The following is a 23235-nucleotide window of genomic DNA, read 5'->3' as shown; positions in this document are numbered from 1 at the left end:
GGCCACGAAAGGGCGCCCCGTCAGGGGCGCGGGGAACTGCGCGCCAAGCCACAGCGCACGCACGGACTGGAACGGCGGGGCAGGGGCAGCCCCTGCTCAGCCGAAAGCAGGGCGTTCCGGGTCAAGAGAGGGCATGCCCTCTACCGGCGAGGACGCCTCGGCGAAGTATCGGCGGGGGATACGCCCCGCCCGGCAGGCCAGCCGCCCGGCGTCAACGGCGTGGCGCATGGCCTCGGCCATGAGGACCGGCTCCTGGGCCCGCGTCACCGCGGAGGCCAGCATCACGGCCGCGCACCCCAGCTCCATCGCGAGCGCGACGTCCGAGGCCGTGCCGGCCCCGGCGTCGAGGACGACCGGGACCCTGGCCCGCTCGGTGATCAAGGAGAAGTTGTGCGGGTTGCGGATGCCCAGGCCCGAGCCGATGGGGGAGCCCAGCGGCATGATCGCCGCGCAGCCCGCGTCCTCCAGCTTGCGGGCCAGCACGGGGTCGTCGTTCGTATAGGGGAGGACCGTGAAGCCGTCGTCGACCAGCGTCTCGGCGGCGTCGAGCAGCTCGACCGGATCGGGCAGCAGCGTGCGCTCGTCGGCGATGACCTCCAGCTTCACCCAGTCCGTGCCGAGCGCCTCGCGCGCGAGACGGGCGGTGAGGACGGCCTCGCCCGCCGTGTAGCAGCCCGCCGTGTTCGGCAGTACGCGGATGCCGTGCCGCTCCAGGACGGAGAGGACCGATCCCTGGACGTTCGGGTCGAGGCGGCGCATGGCGACCGTCGTCAGCTCGGTGCCGGAGGCGAGGAGTGCCCGTTCCAGGACGTCGAGGCTGGGCGCCCCGCCCGTACCCATGATCAGGCGGGATGTGAAGGTCGTGTCGCCGATGGTCAGTGCGTCGTCGGCCATGGTGCGGTCAGCCTCCCTGTACGGCGGTGAGTATCTCCACGCGGTCGCCCTCGCCGAGGCGGGTGTCCGCCCAGCGGCCGCGCGGTACGACGTCCTCGTTGACGGCGGCCGCGACCCCGGAGGGCGCGGTGCTGAACGTCGCCACGAGCCGGTCGAGGGCGAGCCCGTCCGGAACGGCGCGGGCCTCCCCGTTGACGGAGACGGTCACGGTGACCGGGACACCGGCGGCATCGGAACTCATGCGTACTGCTCCTTACGGTCGTGCGCGAAGCGCTCCGGGGCGAAGGCGCGTGCCTCTTCCGGCAGCTCGCCCGTCTCCAGCAGCGCGCCCATCACGTCGCCCGTCACGGGGGTGAGCAGCACGCCGTTGCGGTAGTGGCCGCCGGCCAGGTGGAGGCCGGGGAGCGCGGAGGGGCCCAGCAGGGGCGCGTTGTCGGGGGAGGCCGGGCGGAGCCCGGCGAGGGTCTCGGCCAGGGGGAGTTCGGTGATGCCGGGCACCAGCTCATGGGCGTCGCGCAGCAGTTCGTAGACGCCGCCCGCCGTGACCGTGGTGTCCCAGCCCATCTCCTCGCTGGTGGCGCCGACGACCAGCTCGCCGCTGGCGCGCGGGACGAGATAGAGGTGGCCGCCGCGGACCACGGCACGCACCGTACGGGAGAGGAACGGGCCGAACCGGGACGGCGGCATCCGCAGCCGCAGCACCTGCCCCTTCACCGGCCGCACGGGCGGCAGCACGTCCGGCGGCACGCCGTCCAGGCGCCCGCTGTACGAGCCGAGCGCCAGCACCGTCTGCCCCGCGTCGAGCACCGTGCCGTCGTCCAGCTCGGCGCCCGTCGCACGGCCGTTCGCGGTGCGCAGCCGTACGGCCGACGCGCGGCGGAACGTCACGCCCGCGCGCTCGCAGGCCCGCAGCAGCGCGGCGGCCAGGCGGCGCGGATCGACCTGGTGGTCGCCGTCGACGCGCAGCCCGCCCCGTACCGAGGGGGCCAGCATCGGCTCCAGGCGGCGGCACTCGCGGCCGTTCAGCCACTCCGCGTCCAGGCCGCAACGGCGCTGGAGCGCGTGGAGTTCGCGCAGATACGCCCGGTCGTCGGCGTCGAGGGCCACGGCGAGGGTGCCGCAGGCGCGGTAGCCGGTCTCCTCGCCGCTCGCCTCCTCCAGCTCCGCGACGAACGACGGATAGCGCTCCGCGGAGGCGAGGTTGAGGGCGAGCAGCGTCTCCTCGCCGTAGTGCAGCTCGGTGACGGCGGCGAGCATCCCGGCGGCCACCCGGGCCGCGCCGCCGCCGGGCGCGGGGTCCACGACGGTGACGCGCAGCCCGCGCAGCGCGGCCCGCCAGGCCGTGACGAGGCCGATGATCCCGCCGCCGAGCACGGCGACATCGGGGGAGGGCGCAGGGGAAACGGAATGGGGATCGGGGCGCATGAGAAGAACGCAGCTCCCTTCGCCGGTATGACCCGGATCAGGTTCGGACGGTCGGAGGCCGCCGCAGCCTCCCTCTCAGCCCGGTGCGTCCGGGCTCCCGCGTATGTCCGCTCCAGGGTACTGCGAGGGCTCCGGCGCGGGGAGTCCTAGAGTGATCGTGTGAGCGACAGTCAGAAGCAGCAGAGAGTCGTGATCGTCGGGGCCGGGATGGCGGGCGTGCAGACCGCCGTGCAGCTCCGCGAGCAGGGCTGGCCCGGATCGGTCCGGCTCATCGGCGCCGAGCCGCACGCGCCGTACGACCGCCCGCCGCTGTCCAAGGCCGTGCTGCTCGGCAAGGGGGAGGCCGCCGAGCACCCGGTGTTCGACATCGACTTCGCCGCGCTCGGCATCGAGCTGGAGCTGGGCCGCACCGTCACCGGGCTGCGCCCCGGCGAGCACCTGCTGGACACCGAGGCGGGCCCGGTGCGTTACGACCGGCTGGTGATCGCCACGGGCGCCGAGCCCGTCGCGCTGCCCGGCAGCGAGGGCGTCCCCGGCGTCCATCTGCTGCGCACCCTCGACGACGCGGCCCGGCTGCGGCCCGTCCTCGCCGCGGGCGGCGACGTGGTGGTCGTCGGCGCGGGCTGGATCGGCGCCGAGTTCGCGACGGCGGCCCGGGAGCGCGGCTGCCGGGTCACGGTCGTGGAGGCGGCGCCGCGCCCGCTGCCCGGCGCGCTGCCCGCCGAGGTCTCCGAGCCGATGCGGGCCTGGTACGAGGAGGCCGGGGCGGAGCTGCGTACGGGCGTCGCCGTGGCCTCCGTCGAGCAGGGCGCCGTCGTCCTCGCGGACGGCACCCGGCTGCCCGCCGACGCGGTGGTCGTCGGCATCGGCGCCCGGCCCGCGACGGGCTGGCTCGACGGCTCGGGGCTGGAGCTGGGCGCGCACCGCGAGGTGCTGGCCGACGCGGGCCTGCGCACCTCTGCCGAGGACGTGTACGCGGTCGGGGACTGCGCCTCCTTCCCCTCCGCCCGCTACGGCGAGCGGCTGCTGATCCACCACTGGGACAACGCGCTCCAGGGCCCCCGCACGGTCGCCGCCAACCTGGTCGCCGAGGGCCACGCGGGCGGCGTGGCCGAGCGTGTCGCGTACGACCCGGTGCCGTACTTCTGGTCGGAGCAGTTCGGCCGTTTCGTGCAGTACGCCGGGCACCACCGCGACGGCGACGTACTCGTGTGGCGGGGCGATCCGGCGACCGCCGCGTGGTCCGTGTGCTGGCTGCGCGAGGAGCGGCTGGTGGCACTGCTGGCGGTGGGCCGGCCGCGCGATCTGGCCCAGGGCCGCAAGCTCGTCCAGAGCGCGGCGCCGGTGGACGAGGCGCTGGTCGCGGACCCGTCCGTCGCCCTGAAGAAGGCGGCGCGGTAGTGACTGTCGGCGGAGGGTGGCACTCTGGGACCCGTGACCGAGATTGACGCAAAGACCGATGCTCTCGTCCCCGCGTGGCTCACTCTGCCCGACGTCGCCGAGCGGCTCGGCGTCGAAGTGACCCGCGTCCGGCAGCTCGTCAAGGAGGGCCAGCTCCTCGCCGTCCGGCGGGTGGGCGAGGACGGAGAGTCCAAGGTGCTCCAGGTGCCGGCCGACTTCATCGGCGACGGCAGGGTCGTGAAGGGGCTCGTCGGGACCATCACGCTCCTGAAGGACGACGGCTTCAGCGACGAGGAGATGCTGGAGTGGCTGTTCACCGAGGACGAGTCCCTGCCGGGCTCCCCGGTGCGCGCCCTCCGGGAGAACCGGGGGACCGAGGTGAAGCGCCGCGCGCAGGCCCTCGCCGTCTGACCCGCACCGATCCGCGGAACCATCGAGCCGCGGAACCATCGATCACCGATCGGTGAACCTGTCCATGGGGTGCATGGGCCTCTCCGGCTCATGCACCCCCTTCCTGGGGGGAACGACCCATGTCCCGCACCGTCCGCGAGCGGCTGGCCGACGCGCGGCTGTATCTGTGCACCGACGCCCGCAAGGACCGCGGTGACCTGCCCGCTTTCCTCGACGCCGCGCTGGCCGGCGGCGTCGACATCGTCCAGTTGCGGGACAAGGGCATGGAGGCCGCCGAGGAGCTGGAGCACCTCGCGGTCCTCGCCGAGGCCTGCCGCCGCCACGGCACGCTCCTCGCGGTGAACGACCGCGCGGACGTCGCCCACGCGGCGGGCGCCGACGTGCTGCACCTGGGCCAGGGCGATCTGCCGGTCCCCGCCGCGCGGAAGCTCCTCGGGGACGACGTGCTGATCGGCCGTTCCACCCACTCCGCCGCCGAGGCCGACGCCGCGACGAGCGAGCCCGGCGTGGACTATTTCTGCACCGGCCCCTGCTGGCCGACCCCCACCAAGCCGGGGCGCCCCGCACCGGGGCTGGATCTCGTGCGTCATACGGCGGCCCGGGCGCCCGAGCGGCCCTGGTTCGCGATCGGCGGGATCGACGCGGACAACCTCGGGGAGGTGCTGGACGCCGGTGCCCGCCGGGTGGTCGTCGTCCGCGCGATCACGGAGGCCGACGACCCGGGCGCGGCCGCCGCGCACATGGCCGGGCGGCTCCGGTCTGTCCAGTAGGCGGACATCGGCCATCCGGGAAACGGACAGATGCCGCCGTATCGTCCCAGCGCACAGCCATGACGGGGACGGTGCGGCTAACCTGCATCTATGGCCATCGGTATCTCAGCTCCCAGGACAGACCGTCCGCCGACAGTGCGTGAGCTGCTCGCGACCGGAGAGCAGTCCTTCTCCTTCGAGTTCTTCGCCCCGAAGACCGAGAAGGGGGAGCGGACCCTGTGGGACGCGCTGCGCCGTATCGAGGCAGTGTCGCCGACCTTCGTGTCGGTGACCTACGGCGCAGGCGGCTCCTCCCGCGAGGGCACCGTACGCAACACCGAGCGCATCGCCACCGAGACCACCCTCACTCCGGTCGCCCACCTCACCGCCGTGAACCACTCGCGCGCCGAACTGCGCAACGTGATCGGGCAGTACGCGGACGCCGGGATCAAGAACGTGCTCGCGATCAGGGGCGACCCTCCCGGGGACCCCATGGGCGAGTGGGTCCGGCACCCGCAGGGGCTCGACTACGCCTCGGAGCTGGTCGAGCTGATCAAGGAGTCCGGTGACTTCTGCGTCGGCGTCGCCGCGTTCCCCGAGATGCACCCGCGCTCGGCCGACTGGGACACCGACATCCGGCATTTCGTGAACAAGTGCCGCGCGGGCGCCGACTACGCGATCACCCAGATGTTCTTCCGAGCCGAGGACTATCTGCGGCTCCGCGACAGCGCCGTCGCGGCCGGTTGCCAAACGCCCATCATCCCGGAGATCATGCCCGTCACGAACGTGAAGCAGATCGAACGGTTCGCGCAGCTCAGCAACGCGACCATCCCGCGCGAGATGGCAGACCGCCTCCGGGCGGTCGAAGACGATCCGGCCGCTGTACGCTCGGTCGGGATCGAGTACGCCACGGAGTTGTGTGCGAGGCTGCTGGCCGAAGGAGTCCCCGGACTCCATTTCATTACGCTGAACCACTCCACGGCGACGCTGGAAATCCACGAGAATCTGGGACTTCACGACAGGTCCTGAGCTGAGAAGCTGGCGGCTGGCCGACGGGGCGGCGAGCAGCGGGAAGAGGGGCGTACATGGGCTGGACGGTCCTCTATGTCGCGTTCGGAATCGTCGCGCTCTGGCTGCTGGGCGAGGTCCTGCTCCAGTACAAGGCCCGCCTGCGCTGGCGGCTGCTGGCCTTCGGCGGGTTCCTCGGCGTCGTCGCGGGCGCCGTGCTGGGACAGGTCATCGTGATCGGCGTCGGCATCGCGGCCTTCGCCACCGGCCAGACCTTCGTCACGCTCTCGTACCGCCGCGGCTTCTCGACCGGCTGGGCGCTCGGCGGATCGCCGGGCGCCAGCCGGCGCCGCCGGGGCGGTCCGGCCGCGCGCGACGCGGAGCCCTCCCTGGAGGTCACCGGCCTGGAGGCGGGGTACGACGAGAACGGCGTCCCCGACTACTCCGCGGGCCAGGGCGCCCCCACGGGCCCTCCCGCCTACGACCCCGGTCCCGGCCCCGGCCCCGGCGACACCCCGCCGAGCGGCACCCCCGTCCCGGACTTCGACTACGCCGGGTACCAGGCGGCCATGGCCCAGGAGCAGACCCAGGTCCAGTCCGTCTACGGGGACTACGCGCCGCCCGCCCCCGCCGCCCCTCCGGCCCAGCCCGTCGCATACGACGACCAGCAGCCGTACGCGCCCTACCAGGACCCCTACGGCGGGTACGCCCAGCCCGCGCCCCAGGCCCCGCAGTACGACTACGGGTACGGCGACCAGGGCCAGAGCCAAGGCCAGGGCCTGAGCTACGAGGGCTACGAGGGTTACCCCCAGGGCAACGGCGCCGGGTACGGCTATGAGACGCCGGGCGCGCCCCCCACCGAGCCGTACTACCCCGACACCCCGCCCGGCGGCGTCTGGGTGCCCCAGCAGCGCGAGGGCGGCACGCCGCTCCCGCCCGAACAGCCGCCCGCCGCCCCGCCGTACGGCTACGACGAACAGCAGCAGTACCAGAACGGGTACTACGGCCAGGGCCAGGGCGGTTACTGACCTCCTGCGATGGAGAGCCCGCGCCTACGCCCCGTCGATCTCGCTCGCGCCGCGGGCGTCTCGACCCAGCAGATCCGCAACTACGAGGAGGCCGGGCTCCTGCCCCCGGTCCCCCGCACCGCCACGGGCTACCGGACCTTCGGCCCCCGCCACCGGGACGCCGTGCTCACCTACCGCGCCCTCGCCCACGGCTACGGCCCGGCGACCGCCCGAGCCGTCATGCACGCCGTCCACGCGGACGACCTGCCGGGGGCGCTCGCGCTGATCGACGCCGGGCACGCGGCGCTCCACGAGCAGCGCCGCTCCCTCCAGGCCACGAGCGAGGCCCTCGAAGCGCTCGCCGGCCAGACGCCGGGTGCGTTGCCCCCTTCGGACCTGCGCATCGGTGAGGTCGCCGACCTCCTGGGCGTACGGACGTCCGCACTGCGCGTCTGGGAGGCGGCGGGCCTCCTCGCCCCCGGGCGCGAACGCGTCACCGGCTACCGGCTCTTCGGCCCCGCCGACGTGCGGGACGCGCGCTTCGTCCAGATGCTCCGCCAGAGCCGGTATCCGCTGCCGCAGATCCGCCCCGTGCTCGACGGGCTCCGCCGCACGGGCAGTGCGGAGGCCTTGCGTGAGGCGGTGTCCCGCCGTCACGCCGAGCTCGCGACCAGAGCCGCCGCCATGCTCACCGCCTCCTCCCACCTCCACGCCTACGCAACCCCGCCCTCCTGACGGGGCAGCCCGCCGCTTCTCGCTTCCGCGAAGCTTGGGAAGTCTGCGCGGAGGCGCAGGGTTGGCAAGCGCAGCCCCGATGCCGGGTGCGGGCGCTGTGCCGCCGGGTTCGGGGTGCCCCGCCGGTGCTTCGCGGGCTGCCGCCGCGTCTCGGCTGGGCGCGCAGTTCCTCGCGCCCCTGACGGGGACCTCACGTGCGTCGCGCCCGCGCGGCGGAGCCGCACATCAGACACAGGCCCGCGCCCCTGGCGGGGCGCTCCTGTTGAGGCCCCTGGTGGGTTAGGACGAGCCGCGCCAGTTGGGGCCCTCTACGTAGAGGCCCGCGGTGAGGGTGCCGGACATGCCGGCGTGGGGGAGGCCGCCTCCGGGGTGGGACCAGCCGCCGACGGCGAAGAGGCCTTCGAGCCCGGTCTGGTTCGGGGGCTGGAGGAGCGCCCCGGAAGCGCCCGCGAGCGCCGGAGGAGGGACCTGGCCCCCAGGAGCGCCGGTCTCGTCCTCGTAGTCGCGCGGCGTGCGGATCTCACGCCACACCACCCGCTCGGACAGGCCGAGGCCCGCCCCGTCCGCCGCCGCCAGCAGGGCGGAGGCGAGACGTTCGGCCTCGCCCTCCTCCCGTACGGCCCCCACAGGAACCGGCACCGTGAGGACCGCCGTCCCGTGCGCGTCGTCGGGCCGCAGCGCGGGGTCGTCGGGGCGCAGCACCGTGAGCGGGGGGCCGTCCGCGCGGTGCACGACCGTACGGTGCGGGGTGCCCTCGGGGTGCGCGCCGCGCAGCGCGAGGAGCACGGTCAGCCGCGAGGAGCCCGCGGGCCACTCCGCGCGCCCGGGCCGCAGCGCGGGGCCGCCGCCGAGGACCACCGCGTCGGCGTCGACGGACGAGCCGTCGGCCAGCTCGACGCCGACGGCCCGGCCGTCCTTCTCCCGTACGGACGCCACGGGCGAGTCGAAGACGAAGCGCACGCGCCGCGCCCGGCACCGCTCGTACAGCGCGTCGGCCAGCGCCCGCATCCCGCCGCGCACGTACCAGGTGCCGAACGAGTCCTCCACGTACGGCAGCACCGCCGCGCTCGCGGGGGTGACGGCCGGGTCCAGGCCGTACGCCCGGGCGTAGCTCTCCAGGAGCGCCGCCAGCCGCGGCTCGCGCAGCTCGTCGGCGGCGACCTCGGCCAGCGTGGGGGGACGGCGGCGGAGCAGCCCCTTGCGGCGCAGCGCCGGGTACGCGGAGTCGCGGGCGAGCGCCGCGCGCGACTCGTCGCGCAGTGGCTCCTCCAGCAGCGGGCGGCGCGTGGCCTCCCACGCGTCGCGCGCGCGGTTGAGGACCTCGCCCCAGCGCTCGCCCGCGCCCGCGCCGAGCGCCGCGTCGAGCGCCGCGACGACCTTGCCGCGCGAGGCGTTCGGCAGGGTGAGGACGGTGCCGTCCGTGAAGACGTGGCGCGCGGTCGGATCGACCTGCGCCATCTCCACGCACTGCTCCAGGGGCTCGCGGCCCGTCTTGAGGAACAGGTCGCGGTAGACGGCGGGCAGCCGCAGCAGCCCGGGCCCCGTGTCGAAGGCGAAGCCGTTTCGTTCGAAGCGGCGCAGGGCACCTCCGTAGGTACCGGTGCGCTCGTGGACCGTGACCTCGTTCCCCGCGACGGCCAGCCGAGCCGCCGCCGCCATCGCGCCCATTCCCGCGCCGATCACCGCGATACGTGCCATGGTCAGCGACTCTAGCCGGAGCCCGCGCCGCGCCCGGCACCGCCTGAGCCCTTACGCGCACGCCTAGGTAGTGCTACTCAGACGCGCTGTTGAGTAGCCGCGCGGATGGGCCCCGACCTGCGCCGACGGCAGAGTGATGCACACGGAAAGGGCGCGGCGCCGGACCGCCGACACGGGGCTGCGGAACGGGGTCGCGCCCCTTTCCGGGGGGAACCGGGGGAACACGGGGGCCCGGACCTTGACCGGTCCGGGCATCAGGGAAACGGGGAACAAAGGCCGTGGGCGGAACCGGTAACCAGTCGCCCTAACGGGACCGCCCACGGCCTCCGACTCGCCCTTGCAGCAGCAGCGAGAGCGCGCCGTGCACATCCTCCAAAGAGCGCTCCGGCTGGAACGCCTTCCAGTCCAGCGCCGCCACCAGCACCATGCCCACCAGGGCCGCGGCCGTGAGCTGGATGTCGATCTCCTCGCTCAGCTCGCCCTCCGCGACGCCCTCGCGCAGCACCTCCTCCACGACGGCGACGGCCTGCTTGCGTACGACCATCAGCGTGTCGTTCCACGCCCTGTTGGTGCGCCACAGCTCGGCGACGTAGAGCTGGGTGAACGCCGGGTAGTGGTCGATGAAGCCGAGCCCGGCGCGGATCATCGCGTCCAGCGCGTCCACCCGCCCGCCGCCGCGCCCGGCCGTCTCCTCGGCGGCCTGCCGCAGATCGGCGGTGAGCATCTCGACGCCGTGCCGCAGCAGCTCCTCGAACAGCTCCGTCTTGCTGGCGAAGTTGTAGTAGACCGTGCCCTTGGCGACACCGGCACGCTCGGCTATCTCCTCGACGGTCGTCGAGGAGAAGCCCTGCTCGGCGATGAGGGTCACCGCGGCCTGGAAGAGCTTCTGCTTCGTGGCGCTGCGGCTGCGTGGGGTGGTGCGGGCACTCGTCATGACGCCGATTCTCTCCTCACAGGGTCAGCTCCGGGTGCAGGCGGTCCAGGGTCCACACCTGCTTGCGGCGCGCGGTGACCGCGGTGAGCGCGAGGGCGCCCAGGGCGAAGGCCAGCAGCACCGCGCACGCCCGCCACACCGGCCAGAGCCCGCCGCCCGTGATGAGGTGCCGCAGCCCCTCCACCACGTACGTCATGGGCAGGAACGGGTGGAGCGCGTTGAAGAATCCCGGGCTGGTCTGGATCGGGTACGTGCCTCCGGCGGAGGTGAGCTGGAGCATCAGCAGCGCCAGCACGAGGATGCGTCCGGCCGGTCCGAAACGGGCGTTGAGGAACTGCACGATCGAGGTGAAGCAGACCGTCACCAGCAGCAGGAACCCGATCGTGCCCGCGCCGCGCGCCATCTCCAGGCCCAGCCCCCAGTGCAGCACGCCCATCAGCGCGGCCACCTGCGCGGCGCCGATCGCCGCGACCGGCAGCCAGCCCGCGAGCGCGATCCGCCAGGCCGGGGCCCCGGAGGCGAGGGCGCGCTTGTTGAGCGGCTGAAGCAGCATGTACGCGATCATCGCGCCGACCCAGAGGGAGAGCGGGATGAAGTACGGCGCGAAGCCCGTGCCGTAGTTCGGCGCGGCGTGCGCCTTGCCGGAGGCGAGCCCCACGGGGTCGGACATGACGACCGTACGGTCGTCGCGCTGCTTCTTGTCGTAGTCCGGGATCTTCTTGGCGCCGTCGTGCAGGCCGCCCGCGAGCTTGCCGGAGCCGTCGGCGAGCTTGAAGAGGCCGCCGTCGAGCGAGGTCGCGCCCTTGGTCAGCTTGCCGAGCCCGGTGTCGAGGTCGGCGGCGCCGGTCTTCGCGGTGGCCAGGCCCGCGTGCAGCTTGCCCGCGCCCTTGGAGACCTGGTGGGCGCCCTTGTTGAGCTTGTTGATCTGCCGGACGGCCGAGTCGACGTCCTTGCCGAGGTGCGGGGCGCGCTTGGCGAGGAGCGTGGCCTTCTTGTCGAGATCGTCCAGGTGCGTGCCCAGCTCGTCGAGGTCCTTGTGGCCCTTGACCGCGTCGTTGACGTCCTTGGCGACCTTCGCCGAACGCTCGGCCGCGTCGACGGCCTTCTTCAGCTCGGGGCACGCCTTGTCCTTGGCGCCGCCGGGGGCCTCTCCCGTGGGATTTCCCGCCGGGGAGGGCGTCGGGACGGGCGTCGTCGGAGTGGCCGTAGGGGTGCCGCCCTTCTCGCAGCCCGAGGCGTAGAGCGTCGCGAGCGCGTCGGCGGCCTTGCGCGAGTCGGTCTGCGCGCGCCGGGCCGCGCCCGGCAGTTCGTCCAGGTGCTTCTTGAGCGCCTTGCTCGTACGGGAGACGCCGCGCGCGGCCTTGCCGATCTCGTCGCCGTGCTCCTTGAGGAAGGGCGTGACCTTCCCCGAGACGCCGTTGGCCTTGTCGGCGAGCTTCTGCGTGCCCCCGGCGACCTTCTTGGCGCCCTTCTTGAGGTCGCCCGCGCCGGAGTGCAGGTCGGAGGTGCCGGTCTTGAGCTTGCCGCTGCCGTCCCCGGCGTCCTTGAGGCCGCTCTTGAGGTCGGAGGCGCCCTTCTTGGCCTTGCCGATACCGTCCCCGAGGTCGTCGGCGCCCTTGGCGGCCTCGGCCGTCTTGCCGTGCAGGGAGGAGAAGGAGACGAAGATGTTGTCGTAGAAGCCGCGCGAGACCTTGCTGGAGGCCGAGGCGCGTACCTCGGAGAAGACGCTGCGGGATATCTGTCCGACGATGTAGTTGTTCGCGTCGTTCGCCTGCACCTTCAGGGCGCCCGTCTCGGGGGAGTCGCCCGAGCTGGAGGAGACGCGCTCGCTGAAGTCGGAGGGGATCGTCAGCGAGAGGTAGTAGCTGCCGTCCTCGACGCCCTCGCGGGCCTCCTTCGCGCTGGTCTCGTGCCAGTCGAACGTCCCGCTGTCGCGCAGCCCCTTGACGATCGAGTCCCCGGCCTCGATCTTCTCGCCCTTGGCCTCGGCGCCCTTGTCGTCGTTGACGAGCGCGACGGGGATCTTGTCGAGCCGGTCGTACGGGTCCCAGAACGACCACAGGTAGAGCGCGCCGTACAGCAGCGGCAGCAGCAGCATCGCCGCCATGGCCGCGCGCGGCAGCCGTCCCCTCCCGAACCGCTTCAGCTCAAGCGCGGCTAGCCTCGGCGAGCGCATCGAACGCCTCCCCCTTCTTCTCCGCCTCGGTCTTCCCGTCGTCCCCGCCCGCTGGGGTGGTGTCCTTCTGTCCCGTACGCACCACGAGCGCGCCCTCCGGGGCCTCGCTGCACGCGGCCAGCACGGTCAGCCCGTCCGTGCCCGCGAGGGAGCGCAACAGGGCCCACATCTCGTCGCGTTCGGCGTCCGAGAGCTTCAGGTCGGCGTCGTCCACCGCGAGCAGCCGGGGCTCGCCCAGCAACGCGAGCGCGAGCGAGAGCCGCAGCTCCTCCAGCCGCCCGAGGTCCCGCACGGGGGTACGCCCGCCGCGCGGCAGCGCGTCCAGGTCGAGCCCGGCGGCGGCGAGCGCCTTCTCCAGCCGGGCGCGGCTGGCCGCGGCGCGCTCGGCGCGCGGGCGCAGCAGGGAGCGCAGCGAGCCGCCGAACCGCCGCTGGAGCAGCACCCGTTCGCGGAGCTGCTCGGTGACCGTCAGCGCGGGGTCCAGGTCGGTGACGCCGGGGACGGAGCCGAGGGCGCTGATCCGGCGTACGGCCGCCAGGTGCTTGGGGAGCCGCTCGCCGTGGACGTCCGCGTGCCCGGAGGTGGCCTTCATCCGGCCGGTGAGCGCGAGCAGCAGACAGGTCCGCCCGGAGCCCGAGGGCCCCTCCAGCGCGATCAGCGATCCCTCGGGCGCGGTGAAGGTGATCCCGTCGAAGACCCGTCCGCGCGGCCCCTTGAGCCCGAAGTCCTCGGCCGCGACGGCGTACTCCCGCTGGCTCACTGGTCCTCCCCTCCCATTTTTTGAACTGACCGGTCAGTTCAAAGTATGCGCCATACGGGCGCGCCGACGCGAACCGGGGGGTGGGGGAGCGGCGGGAGGAGGGGGGCCTGGATGGCATTTGCGCAGGTCAGGGCCGATTGTCAGTGGCATGCGCCACGATGTGGGTCATACGGTCGGTTGTCCGCGAATCCGGACAACCGGCGCCCGACGACGGGAGGTTGGTTCAGCAATGCGACCGAGCGCCCTGTCCCAGACCGACGTCCACCCCGTGCTGCGCCGCGCCTCGGCCCCGCCCGCCGCGCTCGACCTGCTGGCCCAGGCGCAGCACGGCCTGGACGAGGCCATGACCCTGGAAACGGCGAACGAGCGGTATGCCACCGCCCACCTCGCCGCCCTCCGTACGGCCGCCGCCGTCCTCGCCGTGCGCGGCAGGCCCGAGCCCGCCCCGGCCCGCAGGCGCGGGGGCCCGTCCCGCCGCGCCCGCCGCCAGGGGATACGCAGCGCGTGGGAGATCCTCCCCGAGGTCGCCCCCGAGCTGGCCGAATGGTCCGCGCTCTTCGAGTCCGGCGCCGCCCGCCGGGCCCGCGCCGAGGCGGGCATAGCCGACGCGGCGAGCTGGCGCGACGCGGACGACCTCGTGCGGGACGCCGGGGTCTTCCTCCGCATCGTCGAGCGCATGCTCGTCCCCCAGCCCGCCCTGCCGCGCCCCCGGATCGCCGGAGGAGCGGACGGATCGCGGGAGGTCCCGAGGCAATAGGGTGGGAGGCGCCCGTCACTGAGCCGAGGAGCATCAGCCATGTCCCGCCCCAGCGCATCGATCCGTACCGCCGTGGTCTGGGAGGTCCTGCGGGGCGCCCTCGACCATCGCGCCAAGCTGGCGGACCGCGACCGGCTGGACGTCCTGGACACCGGCGGCGGCACCGGCAACTTCGCCGTGCCCGTCGCCCGCCTCGGCCACCACGTCACGGTCGTCGACCCGAGTCCGAACGCGCTGTTCGCGCTGGAGCGCCGCGCCGCCGAGGCCGGCGTCGCCGACCGCGTCCGCGGGGTGCAGGGCGACGCCCGGGGGCTCTTCGACGTCGCGGAGCGCGGGGGATACGACGCGGTGCTCTGCCACGGAGTCCTGGAGCACGTCGACGACCCGGCCGAAGGCGTGCGCAACGCGGTCGCGGCCCTCCGCACCGGCGGCGGCACCCTCAGCGTGCTCGCCTCGGGCCTCGGCGGAGCCGTGCTGGGCCGCGCCCTCGCCGGGCACTTCACCGAGGCCCGCCAGGCCCTCACCTCGGAGGGCGGCCGCTGGGGGGCGAACGATCCGATGCCCCGTCGCTTCACCCCCGAGCAGCTCACCGGCCTGGTCACCGGCAGCGGCCTGGAGGTCGTCTCGGTGCACGGCGTCCGCGTCTTCGCCGACCTCGTCCCCGGCGCCCTCGTCGACACCGAGCCGGACGCCCTGGAGGCGCTGGCCCGGCTGGAGGCCGCCGCCGCCGAGCTGCCCGCCTTCCAGTCCGTGGCCAGCCAGCTCCACGTCCTGGCCGAGGTCCCGCCGGTCACGGCCGCGGGCCCCCGATAGCGGTCTGGCTCACAGCCCGCCCGATCATCGGCTACGCGCCGTATGATCGAGGCACACCGTCCGGCATGGCGGAAAGGTGGTGAGGGAATGTACGGAACACGTCGCTCGGAGCCACCATCCGGCATCTCGGATCCGGTGGGAGGAATTGGCGTAGAGGGGCGGGTTTCACGGGGGCGATTCCCTGCCTATCCTTGAAGGGTCGCATCCGGTCGCCCCCGCGACCGACGAGTAGGAGGACTCCGTGCCGCTCTCTGAGCACGAGCAGCGGATGCTCGAGCAGATGGAGCGAGCGCTGTACGCCGAAGATCCCAAGTTCGCGACAGCGCTCGAAGGAAGTGAGCTGCGCCGATACACCCGCAAGCGGGTCTATCAAGCGATCGCAGGCTTTCTGGTGGGTATCGCGCTCCTCATGGCCGGGATGGTCGCGCAGCAGATCTGGGTCAGCGTCGTGGGTTTCCTCGTCATGCTCGGATGCGCCGTCCTCGCGGTGACCGGGTGGCGCAAGGCGCCCAAGGCCGGTGAGCAGGGGCAGAGCGGGCAGTCGCCGCAGGGCGGCGGCGGGCAGCCGTCACAGGCTCGCCGACAGTCCCGTTCCCGGCGCTCGATGATGAACCGAATCGAGGAGCGGTGGCAGCGCCGCCGCGACGAAGGCCAGCACTGAGCCTGGGCGGCCGCCTGTAGCCGCCAAGGAGTCCTTGCCGTCAGACGTGCCCGTGCGACGTGGGCGTGGTCCGTCTCCCTCGGACCACGCCCACGCCGCACGACGAGGCCCCCGCGGGCCTGTGCCGATGTGCGGCTCCGCCGCGTGAGCGCGCGTTCCGTTTCGCGCCAGCAGGGGCGCCCCGTCAGGGGCGCGGGGAACTGCGCGCCCGGCCGCGACGCACCCGCGGCCGGCGAAGCACGGTCCGGGGCACCCCGCGACGCCCCCCTCTACCTCGCGAAGCACGGTCCGGGGCATCCCGCGAAGCACCCCCCGGGGCACCCCGGGGGCGCCCCCTCTTACTTCGCGAAGCGGAGGTGGGTGCGTAGGGATCCGGTCCAGCGGCGCCGTACGGCGGAGGCTCCCCACACCACCCGCGCCGTGGACGGCGGCAACACCAGGGCACGGAACCGGATGCGGCGCGGGGCCGCCGCACGCAGCCCCTCGCGTACGCGGCGGACCTCGTCCGCGAGGCCTGTCGCCGGGCGCGGTCTCGGCGCGTACAGCACCTGCTCCACCGCGAGCGCCACCCGGTGCGCGGCCTCGGCCTCCTCGGGGCCGAGTTCGCCGACCCGGGCGATGCGGGCCGCGGCCGTGCGCGGCGTCGCGGAGTCCTCCGGCATGACGCCGTAGTCCCAGCCCGTGTCGAGGAGTTCACGCCAGACGGACAGGACGGAGGCCGCCACGGCCTCCGGGGGAGCCCCGGCGGGCGGCGGTCGCAGGCGTCGCGCCCGGCGCCGGATCCGCCACAGCAGCGGCAGCGCCGGGAGCAGCAGCCCCAGCAGCACCGCGCCCGCCACCGCCGCGACCGTCCCCGTGGGGAAGCCGCCGTCACGGGGGCCGCTGTCCGCCGGCGGGACGACGGCCCCACAGTCGGGGTTCGCCCGCTTCTCCTCCGGCGTGCACTGCTCCGACTGCGAGGGGCTCGGCGTCGGGGACGCGCTCTGGCCCCGGTCCGGGAGCTGCTCCTCGGGGTTGTCGTCGGGGTCGGGGGAGTCCGGCAGCGCGTAGTCCGGGGTGGTGCCGCGCGTCGGGGTGGGCTCGAAGCGGGTCCAGCCGACGCCCTCGAAGTACAGCTCGGGCCAGGCGTGCGCGTCCTGGAGGCCGACCGCCATCGAGCCGTCGCCCTGCGCCGTGCCCGGGGTGAAGCCGACGGCGACCCGGGCCGGAATGCCGAGCGTGCGGGCCATCGAGGCCATCGCGAAGGAGAAGTGGATGCAGAAGCCCTCCTTCTGCTCCAGGAAGTTGGCGATGGCGGCCGTGCCGCTGCCCGCCTGGACCTGGGTGTCGTACCGGAAGCCGCCCTTGCGCGCGAACCAGTCCTGGAGGCGCACCGCCCGCTCGTAGTCGTTGGCCGCGCCGCGCGTGAGGCGCTGGGCCGTTTCCGGGACGACGGACGGCAGGGAGTCCGGCACCTTCGTGTACTCGCGCCGGAGCGCGGCGGGCGGCTCGGGGGCCTGCCGGAGCTGGTCCGCGGTCGGCTCGACGACCAGGCTCTCGACCTCGTACGAGGCGCCGCGCGTGGTCTGGCCCTGGTAGCCGACGAGGGTGCGGCCCTCCGGCTCGAAGCGCCACTTGCCGCCGACCTGCACACGGTCGGCCGGGTACGGCATCGGCAGCCAGTCCTGGGCGTACCAGTCGGCGGCCTTGATCTTGCTGCGGACCTTCTGCGTGCGGACGTCGGGGGCCAGTCCGCGCGGGCTCGGGAGCGGGCTCGGGACCGAGGTGATCCGGCGCTCGGAGGGCTTCCACGCGGAGCCGTCGAACTTGTCGAGCGCGACGATCCGCATGTACAGCTCCTGCGTCTCCTTCGCGTTCGTGCGGTACGTCAGCGCCGTACGGTCCTCGGGCTGGTTGAGGCTGTCCTGGAGCGCGACCAGCGGGTTCACGGCGGAGATCGTGCCGCCGCCGTCGCCGCCCTTGCCCGCGCCGCCGTTCCGCGCGGCGTCCAGCAGGCCGCCGCTGAGCGAGGGCAGCACGGCGGGCACGACCAGCGAGATGCCGAGGGCCAGCGCGCCGATCCGCCGTCCCGTCCGTACGGGCGCGACGGCGGGGCCGCCCACGGAGCCCGGCTCGTGCGGCGCCGAGCCCGGCCGGGACCGGTCGGCGAAGAGCCGCCCCCACTGCGAGAGCCGCTCGCGGCCCTCGGCGAGGAGCAGCAGCAGATAGCCGCCCGCCGCGCACAGGAACCACAGCCAGCGCGCCCCGCCCTGGGAGAGCCCGGCCGCGACCGAGTACAGCGCGAGCAGAGGCAGCCCCGCGGGCGCCGCGCTGCGGTACGTCACCGCGAGCGCGTCCACCAGCAGTCCGATGACCAGGACCCCGCCGACGAGCATCAGCCGGATCCCGTCCGTCACGGGCGCCGGGATGGCGAAGCGGCTGACGTCCTGCGTCCCGGCCGTCAGCAGATCGGCGAACCGCTCGAAGACCGCCGGGCTCGGCAGCACCCCGCCCAGCGCGTCCTGCCGCGCGAACATCAGGGTGAGCAGCAGCAGCGTGACCAGCGCCTGCACCAGCACCGTCACCGGGCGTGCCAGCGGCACCCGGCGCGCCGCGGCGCCCACCCCGCTCTGCAGGGCGACCAGCAGCGCGGCCTGGAGCAGCCACGTCGCCGGGTCGACCAGCGGCAGCAGCGCGCAGGACGCGGCCAGGGTGGCCAGCGCCGCGCAGCAGGCGAGCCTGCCCCGTCCGCTCATCGGTCCAGTCCCTTCACCGTCTGCTTGTCGGCCTCCTGCCACAGCGCGGGCAGCGCCGTCCCCGGACCGGCCACCAGCGCGGTCCAGCCCGCGTCACGCAGGGCGCGCAGCCCGGGAGCCTCGTCCGGCGATCCGGCCAGGGGCTGGTGCTGGGGCTGCGCCTGGGCCTGGGCCTGGGCGCCCTCCGGCGGCGCGTCCGTCGTGCCGTTGCCGCCCGGGGCCAGGACGGAGGTGAAGGCCACCGCCCGGTTCGTCCGCTGTCTCATCCGCCCCACCGTGATGGCCTGTTCCTCGTCGAGCGTGCCCAGGAAGGCGACGAGCAGCCCCTCGGCGCCGCCCATGCCGCCGCGCAGCGCGTCGTACGCGGAGGAGAGGCCCGGCTCCGAGGAGTGCTCGATCACCGCGAGGGCGTCCAGCAGCAGCCCCGCCGTGTCCGAGGAGTCGGCGGCGAAGAGCCCGCCCTCCGGGCCCGGCGACATCGCGCCCGTGTCGGTCAGCAGCCGCACCGCGTAGCCCCGCTCCAGCAGGTGCATGCAGACGGACGCGGCGCCCGCGACCGCCCACTCGAAGGGCGAGTCGGGCCCCGAGCCCGCGTACGCCTGCCGCCGGGTGTCCAGCAGCACCGTGCAGCGGGCCTTCTGCGGCTGCTCCTCGCGGCGCACCATCAGCTCGCCGTAGCGCGCGGTGGAGCGCCAGTGGACGCGGCGCAGGTCGTCGCCGTGCCGGTACCCGCGCGGGATCACGTCGTCCTCGCCGGCGAGGGCGAGGGAGCGCTGCCGCCCCTCCCCGTACCCGCTGGTCTCGCCGGAGAGCCGCACCGGCGGCAGGGCCTCGACGGGCGGGACGACGGTGAGCGTGTCGTACGTACTGAAGGAGCGGGTCAGCTCGCACATGCCGAACGGGTCGGTCAGCCGGAGCTGGAGGGGCCCCAGCGGATAGCGCCCGCGCAGGTCGGAGCGGACCCGGTAGGACACCTCGCGGCGCCCGCCCGGCTCGACCCGGTCCAGCACGAAGCGGGGGCGCGGACCCAGCACGTACGGCACCCGGTCCTGGAGCATCAGCAGGCCCGTGGGCAGCCGCGAGATGTTGTCTATCCGCAGGTGGACGCGGGCCTCGGTGCGCGCGGGCACCCGCGCGGGCGAGAGCCGCCGCGAGCCCGCCACCCGGTACCGGGTGCGGTGCAGCACCAGCACGCACACCAGCGGCAGCACCGCCAGGAGCATGCCGACGCGGAGCAGCTCGTCCTGCCCCAGCGCGTACGCGCAGACGGCCGCGGCCACGCCCGCTGCCAGGAAGGACCGGCCGCGCGTGGTGAGCCCCCCGAACGCCGTACGCAGAGAACCGCGCGCCTCGCCGCTCTCCCCGCCCGGCGCGGACGGCCCCCCAGCCGTCATCAGTAGCCCCGCGGCTGCTGCTGCCCGGGCTGCGGCGGCCCGGCCTGGGGGTGCCCGGGCTGCGGAGGCTGACCGGGCTGCGCGGGGCCGCCGTACCGGCTGTGCGGGGCGCCGGGCACGGGGCCGCCCGGGACCTGCGGGGCGCCGGGCGGCGGGCTCATCGCGGGCACCGGCACGCGCTGCACGATCTCCTGGACGACCTGCTCGGACGTCCGTCTGTTCAACTGCGCCTGCGCGGTGGGCAGCAGACGGTGGGCCAGCACCGGCACGGCCAGCGACTGCACGTCGTCCGGCAGCGCGAACTCCCGCCCGGCCAGCGCCGCGGCGGCCTTCGAGGCCCGCAGCAGATGCAGCGTCGCGCGCGGCGAGGCGCCCAGCCGCAGGTCCGGGTGCGAACGGGTGGCGGAGACCAGCTCCACCGCGTACCGCCGCACCGCGTCGGAGACGTGGACGCCGCGCACGGCGTCCACCAGCTTCACGATGTCGTGCGCGTGCGCCACCGGCTGGAGGTCGTCCAGCGGGGAGGCGCCGCCGTGCACGTCGAGCATCTCCAGCTCGGCGGCCGGGCTCGGATAGCCGATCGAGACCCGCGCCATGAACCGGTCGCGCTGCGCCTCCGGCAGCGGATACGTTCCCTCCATCTCGACCGGGTTCTGCGTGGCGACGACCATGAAGGGATCGGGCAGCTCGTACGTCTGCCCGTCGATGGTCACCTGCCGCTCCTCCATCGACTCCAGCAGCGCCGACTGGGTCTTGGGCGAGGCGCGGTTGATCTCGTCGCCGATCACGATCTGCGCGAAGACCGCGCCAGGCTTGAACTCGAAGTCCTGCCGCTGCTGGTCGTAGACGCTCACGCCCGTGATGTCGGAGGGCAGCAGGTCGGGCGTGAACTGGATGCGGCGCACCGAGCAGTCGATCGATTTCGCCAGCGCCTTGGCCAGCATGGTCTTGCCCACCCCCGGCACGTCCTCGATGAGGAGGTGCCCTTCGGCCAGCAGAACCGTCAGTGAGAGCCGGACGACCTCGGGCTTCCCCTCGATCACGGTCTCCACGGAGCGCCGCACCTGTCCTGCTGTGGTGCTCAGATCGCTGAGGTTCGCTCGCTCGTCATAGGTCGTCACCCGGCCCTCCTCGGCCCCGTCCCCGTCGTGCTGGGTTGTGCTGGGTCGACACGGGCCGTGCTCGTCGTGCTGCGTAACGCCCGTGCGCGCTTTCTCGTATTCTTCACGGCCACCCGGTGGTTCGTCACCGTTCCCGGGGGATCTCCGGGTCGATCTCGCGCAGCAGGCCCGTCGTCACGTCGAAGACGAAGCCCCGCACGTCGTCCGTGTGCGGCACGAACGGCGACGTACGGACGCGCTGCATCGACTGGCGCACGTCCTGGTCCACGTCCTTGAACGCCTCCACGGCCCAGGCCGGACGCTGGCCGACCTCCATCTCCAGCTCGTGCCGGAACTCCTCGGAGAGCGACTCCAGGCCGCAGTTCGTGTGGTGGATCAGCGCGACCGAGCGGGTGCCCAGCGCGCGCTGGCTGATGGTGAGCGACCGGATGACGTCGTCGGTGACGACCCCGCCCGCGTTCCGGATGGTGTGGCAGTCGCCCAGCGCCAGCCCCAGGGCCTCGTGGAGGTCCAGCCGGGCGTCCATGCACGCGACGACCGCGACGCGGCGTACCGGCCGGGCGTCCATTCCGGGGTCGGTGAAGCTCTCGGCGTACTGGGCGTTCGCCGCGACCAGCTCGTCGGTGACAGTGTCAGCAGTGTCCTTCGCGTCCATACGGTCGATTCTCCCCCAGACCGCTGCGGGGAGCTTGACGGGGCGTGCCGAACAGGGGGCCGGACGCGCCTCGTACCGTAGTTGACCGAGGGGACGAGTGGACTAAAGTGACGCGAAGTGGGAGGCGCAACTCTCCCCAAGGACCCCGAATCCCCTCGCGTGCGCGGGCGCGCACGTGCGGCTCGGCCTCCTCCCGCTCCCGGCCCTCCGACGCCCACCAGGCGGAGGCGGGTCACTCCCCTTCGAGCGGGCGGGGACCAAGGAGCATGTGCACCAGTGCCCGCCAGACTTGAGAGGGCACATGACCACCAACGAGCAGCCCGTCGGCGAACTCCACAACCCGGTCATGCTCCGGCGCTCACTGGACCTGCTCGCCCCCGCTCTCGCCCTGCCGGGCGCCACCGTCGTCGACTGCACCCTCGGCATGGGCGGGCACAGCGAGGCCCTGCTGCACACCTTCCCCTCCGCGCACCTGATCGCGCTCGACCGCGACCCCGACGCGCTGCGCCTGGCGGGTGAGCGCCTCAAGCCGTACGGGGACCGCGCCACGCTGGTCCACGCGGTCTACGACGAGCTGCCCGAGGTCCTCGCCCGTCTGGAGGTCCCCCGCGTCCAGGGCGTCCTCTTCGACCTGGGCGTCTCCTCCCTCCAGCTCGACGAGGCGGGCCGCGGCTTCGCCTACGCCCAGGACGCCCCGCTCGACATGCGCATGGACCAGACGACGGGCATCAGCGCCGCCGAGGTCCTCAACACCTACGCGCCGGGCGAGCTGGTCCGGATCCTGCGGACGTACGGCGAGGAGAAGCAGGCCAAGCGCATCGTCGAGGCCGTGGTGCGCGAGCGCGAGAAGGAGCCTTTCCGCAACAGCGCCCGGCTGGTCGAGCTGATCCGCGACGCCCTCCCGCAGGCCGCCAAGCGCACCGGCGGCAACCCCGCCAAGCGGACGTTCCAGGCGCTGCGCATCGAGGTCAACGGCGAGCTGGCCGTCCTGGAGCGGGCCCTCCCCGCGGCCGTGGACGCGCTCGCGGTCGGCGGCCGTATCGCCGTCCTCTCGTACCACTCGCTGGAGGACCGGCTGGTCAAGCAGGTCTTCGCGGCGGGCTCGCACAACACGGCGCCGCCCGGGCTGCCGGTCGTGCCCGAGCAGTACCAGCCCCGGCTGAAGCTGCTGACGCGCGGCGCCGAGCTGCCCACGGAGGAGGAGATCGCGGAGAACCGCCGCGCGGCCCCGGCGCGGCTGCGCGCGGCGAAGCGCATCCGGGAGGCCACGACGTGACGGCCCAGCAGCGTCTCGCCCGGCTGGCCCGGCTGGTGCCGGCGGGCAAAACGTCGACGGCGGCGCGTACGCCGTTCGTCCTGCTCGTCGTGGTGCTGCTGGGCTCCGGGCTGCTGGCGCTGCTGCTGCTCAACGCCTCGCTGAACAAGGGATCGTTCAAGCTGGACAAGCTGGAGAAGGAGACAGAGGAGCTGACCGACGAGCAGCAGGCGCTCCAGCAGCAGGTCGACGGCTACTCCGCGCCGGACGAGCTGGAGAAGCGCGCCCGTGAGCTGGGCCTCGTCCCCGGCGGCAACCCCGTCTTCCTCACCCCCGACGGCAAGGTGCGCGGTACGTCCGACGCCCAGGACGAGCAGGTGGGCCCGTGACCCCGAGGAACGACCGCCCCGGCGACGACGACGGCCGCCCCGCCCGCGACCGTACGGGCCGCGACCGTACGGGACGCGACCGTGCGGGCGAGGGGCGCCCGGCGGGCGGTGACCGGGAGAGGCGGAGGCCCGCCCCCGGGTCCCGGCCCCGGGACGAGGTCCGGCGTGAGCGCGACCGTACGGGCGAGCGGGACGCGCGGAGGCCCGCTTCCGGGGCGCGTCCCCGGGGCGAGGCGCGCCCGGCGGGCGGCCGGGCA

At 74.0% G+C, this 23235-nt stretch carries 22 protein-coding genes, 1 pseudogene and 1 riboswitch; of the genes and pseudogenes, 12 read left to right on the top strand and 11 right to left on the bottom strand.

The features are described 5' to 3' along the window. Positions 1–96: 96 nt before the first annotated feature. The 3 genes from ABD343_RS17530 to thiO form a co-directional block, all read right to left on the bottom strand. Positions 97–894, bottom strand: a complete 798-nt coding sequence (locus ABD343_RS17530) for a thiazole synthase (protein ID WP_344529112.1) — start codon at positions 892–894, stop codon at positions 97–99. Positions 895–901: 7 nt separating this feature from the next. Further along, positions 902–1135, bottom strand: a complete 234-nt coding sequence (gene thiS, locus ABD343_RS17525; protein WP_344529110.1) for a sulfur carrier protein ThiS — start codon at positions 1133–1135, stop codon at positions 902–904. Beyond that, positions 1132–2319 carry a glycine oxidase ThiO gene (thiO, locus tag ABD343_RS17520; protein ID WP_344529108.1) on the bottom strand — a complete coding sequence of 396 codons (1188 nt, stop codon included), beginning with the start codon at positions 2317–2319 and terminating at the stop codon, positions 1132–1134. The genes thiS and thiO overlap by 4 nt, the downstream gene beginning before the upstream one ends. Further along, positions 2318–2430, bottom strand: a riboswitch (TPP riboswitch). It overlaps the preceding gene by 2 nt. A gap of 96 nt (positions 2431–2526) precedes the next feature. Here thiO and ABD343_RS17515 point away from each other — a divergent pair. The 6 genes from ABD343_RS17515 (at position 2527) to ABD343_RS17490 (ending at position 7630) form a co-directional block, all read left to right on the top strand. Beyond that, complete coding sequence (locus ABD343_RS17515) at positions 2527–3720, top strand: NAD(P)/FAD-dependent oxidoreductase (RefSeq protein ID WP_344529322.1); 1194 nt, start codon at positions 2527–2529, stop codon at positions 3718–3720. A gap of 33 nt (positions 3721–3753) precedes the next feature. Then, positions 3754–4131 (top strand): Rv2175c family DNA-binding protein, encoded by a 378-nt coding sequence (locus tag ABD343_RS17510; RefSeq protein ID WP_344529106.1) that lies wholly within the window; start codon positions 3754–3756, stop codon positions 4129–4131. Between the two features lie 119 nt (positions 4132–4250). Beyond that, complete coding sequence (gene thiE, locus ABD343_RS17505; RefSeq protein ID WP_344529104.1) at positions 4251–4901, top strand: thiamine phosphate synthase; 651 nt, start codon at positions 4251–4253, stop codon at positions 4899–4901. A 90-nt stretch (positions 4902–4991) separates the two neighbouring features. Continuing rightward, positions 4992–5909 carry a methylenetetrahydrofolate reductase [NAD(P)H] gene (gene metF, locus ABD343_RS17500; RefSeq protein WP_344529102.1) on the top strand — a complete coding sequence of 306 codons (918 nt, stop codon included), beginning with the start codon at positions 4992–4994 and terminating at the stop codon, positions 5907–5909. A 56-nt stretch (positions 5910–5965) separates the two neighbouring features. Then, the gene (locus tag ABD343_RS17495) at positions 5966–6916 is read left to right on the top strand and encodes a hypothetical protein (protein ID WP_344529100.1); all 951 of its coding nucleotides are present in this window, start codon (positions 5966–5968) and stop codon (positions 6914–6916) included. Positions 6917–6925: 9 nt separating this feature from the next. After that, positions 6926–7630: a MerR family transcriptional regulator gene (locus ABD343_RS17490; protein ID WP_344529098.1), complete on the top strand. Its 705-nt coding sequence runs from the start codon at positions 6926–6928 to the stop codon at positions 7628–7630. Between the two features lie 279 nt (positions 7631–7909). Here ABD343_RS17490 and ABD343_RS17485 read toward each other — a convergent pair whose 3' ends face one another. The 4 genes from ABD343_RS17485 to ABD343_RS17470 form a co-directional block, all read right to left on the bottom strand. Next, a complete protein-coding gene (locus ABD343_RS17485) occupies positions 7910–9328 on the bottom strand; it encodes a phytoene desaturase family protein (protein ID WP_344529096.1) in 1419 nt (472 codons plus the stop codon). Between the two features lie 304 nt (positions 9329–9632). Beyond that, positions 9633–10262, bottom strand: a complete 630-nt coding sequence (locus ABD343_RS17480) for a TetR/AcrR family transcriptional regulator (RefSeq protein WP_344529094.1) — start codon at positions 10260–10262, stop codon at positions 9633–9635. Positions 10263–10278: 16 nt separating this feature from the next. Further along, the gene (locus ABD343_RS17475; RefSeq protein WP_344529092.1) at positions 10279–12438 is read right to left on the bottom strand and encodes a YhgE/Pip family protein; all 2160 of its coding nucleotides are present in this window, start codon (positions 12436–12438) and stop codon (positions 10279–10281) included. Then, entirely contained in the window at positions 12410–13198 is a 789-nt protein-coding gene (locus tag ABD343_RS17470) for an ATP-binding cassette domain-containing protein (protein WP_344529090.1), read from the bottom strand. Before ABD343_RS17470 ends, ABD343_RS17475 begins: the two co-directional genes overlap by 29 nt. Positions 13199–13427: 229 nt before the next feature. Between ABD343_RS17470 and ABD343_RS17465 the strand changes: the two genes are divergently transcribed. From ABD343_RS17465 to ABD343_RS17455, 3 genes are all read left to right on the top strand, one after another. Beyond that, positions 13428–13955, top strand: coding sequence for an SAV_6107 family HEPN domain-containing protein (locus tag ABD343_RS17465; protein WP_344529088.1), 528 nt, complete (start codon positions 13428–13430; stop codon positions 13953–13955). Between the two features lie 39 nt (positions 13956–13994). Continuing rightward, positions 13995–14768: a methyltransferase gene (locus ABD343_RS17460; RefSeq protein ID WP_344529086.1), complete on the top strand. Its 774-nt coding sequence runs from the start codon at positions 13995–13997 to the stop codon at positions 14766–14768. Between the two features lie 241 nt (positions 14769–15009). Next, positions 15010–15429 carry a DUF3040 domain-containing protein gene (locus tag ABD343_RS17455; protein ID WP_344529084.1) on the top strand — a complete coding sequence of 140 codons (420 nt, stop codon included), beginning with the start codon at positions 15010–15012 and terminating at the stop codon, positions 15427–15429. A gap of 338 nt (positions 15430–15767) precedes the next feature. Here the strand turns inward: ABD343_RS17455 and ABD343_RS17450 are convergent, their stop codons facing one another. From ABD343_RS17450 to ABD343_RS17435, 4 genes are all read right to left on the bottom strand, one after another. After that, complete coding sequence (locus ABD343_RS17450) at positions 15768–18164, bottom strand: transglutaminase TgpA family protein (RefSeq protein ID WP_344529082.1); 2397 nt, start codon at positions 18162–18164, stop codon at positions 15768–15770. Further along, the gene (locus ABD343_RS17445) at positions 18161–19558 is read right to left on the bottom strand and encodes a DUF58 domain-containing protein (RefSeq protein WP_344529080.1); all 1398 of its coding nucleotides are present in this window, start codon (positions 19556–19558) and stop codon (positions 18161–18163) included. The genes ABD343_RS17450 and ABD343_RS17445 overlap by 4 nt, the downstream gene beginning before the upstream one ends. Further along, complete coding sequence (locus tag ABD343_RS17440; RefSeq protein WP_344529078.1) at positions 19558–20679, bottom strand: AAA family ATPase; 1122 nt, start codon at positions 20677–20679, stop codon at positions 19558–19560. The genes ABD343_RS17445 and ABD343_RS17440 overlap by 1 nt, the downstream gene beginning before the upstream one ends. 124 nt (positions 20680–20803) lie before the next feature. Beyond that, complete coding sequence (locus ABD343_RS17435) at positions 20804–21334, bottom strand: beta-class carbonic anhydrase (protein WP_344529076.1); 531 nt, start codon at positions 21332–21334, stop codon at positions 20804–20806. 301 nt (positions 21335–21635) lie between these two features. Here ABD343_RS17435 and rsmH point away from each other — a divergent pair, with 301 nt between their 5' ends. From rsmH to ABD343_RS17420, 3 genes and pseudogenes are all read left to right on the top strand, one after another. After that, positions 21636–22610 (top strand): 16S rRNA (cytosine(1402)-N(4))-methyltransferase RsmH, encoded by a 975-nt coding sequence (gene rsmH, locus ABD343_RS17430; protein ID WP_344529074.1) that lies wholly within the window; start codon positions 21636–21638, stop codon positions 22608–22610. Continuing rightward, entirely contained in the window at positions 22607–22978 is a 372-nt protein-coding gene (ftsL, locus tag ABD343_RS17425; protein ID WP_344529072.1) for a cell division protein FtsL, read from the top strand. Before rsmH ends, ftsL begins: the two co-directional genes overlap by 4 nt. Next, positions 22975–23235, top strand: a pseudogene (locus tag ABD343_RS17420) (hypothetical protein); the annotation flags it as partial. The gene ftsL and the pseudogene ABD343_RS17420, both read left to right, overlap by 4 nt.

It is taken from the genome of Streptomyces albiaxialis (genome assembly GCF_039530985.1).
In the GTDB taxonomy this organism is placed as follows: Bacteria; Actinomycetota; Actinomycetes; order Streptomycetales; family Streptomycetaceae; genus Streptomyces; species Streptomyces albiaxialis.
This window is presented reverse-complemented; position numbering and strand designations above follow the sequence as displayed.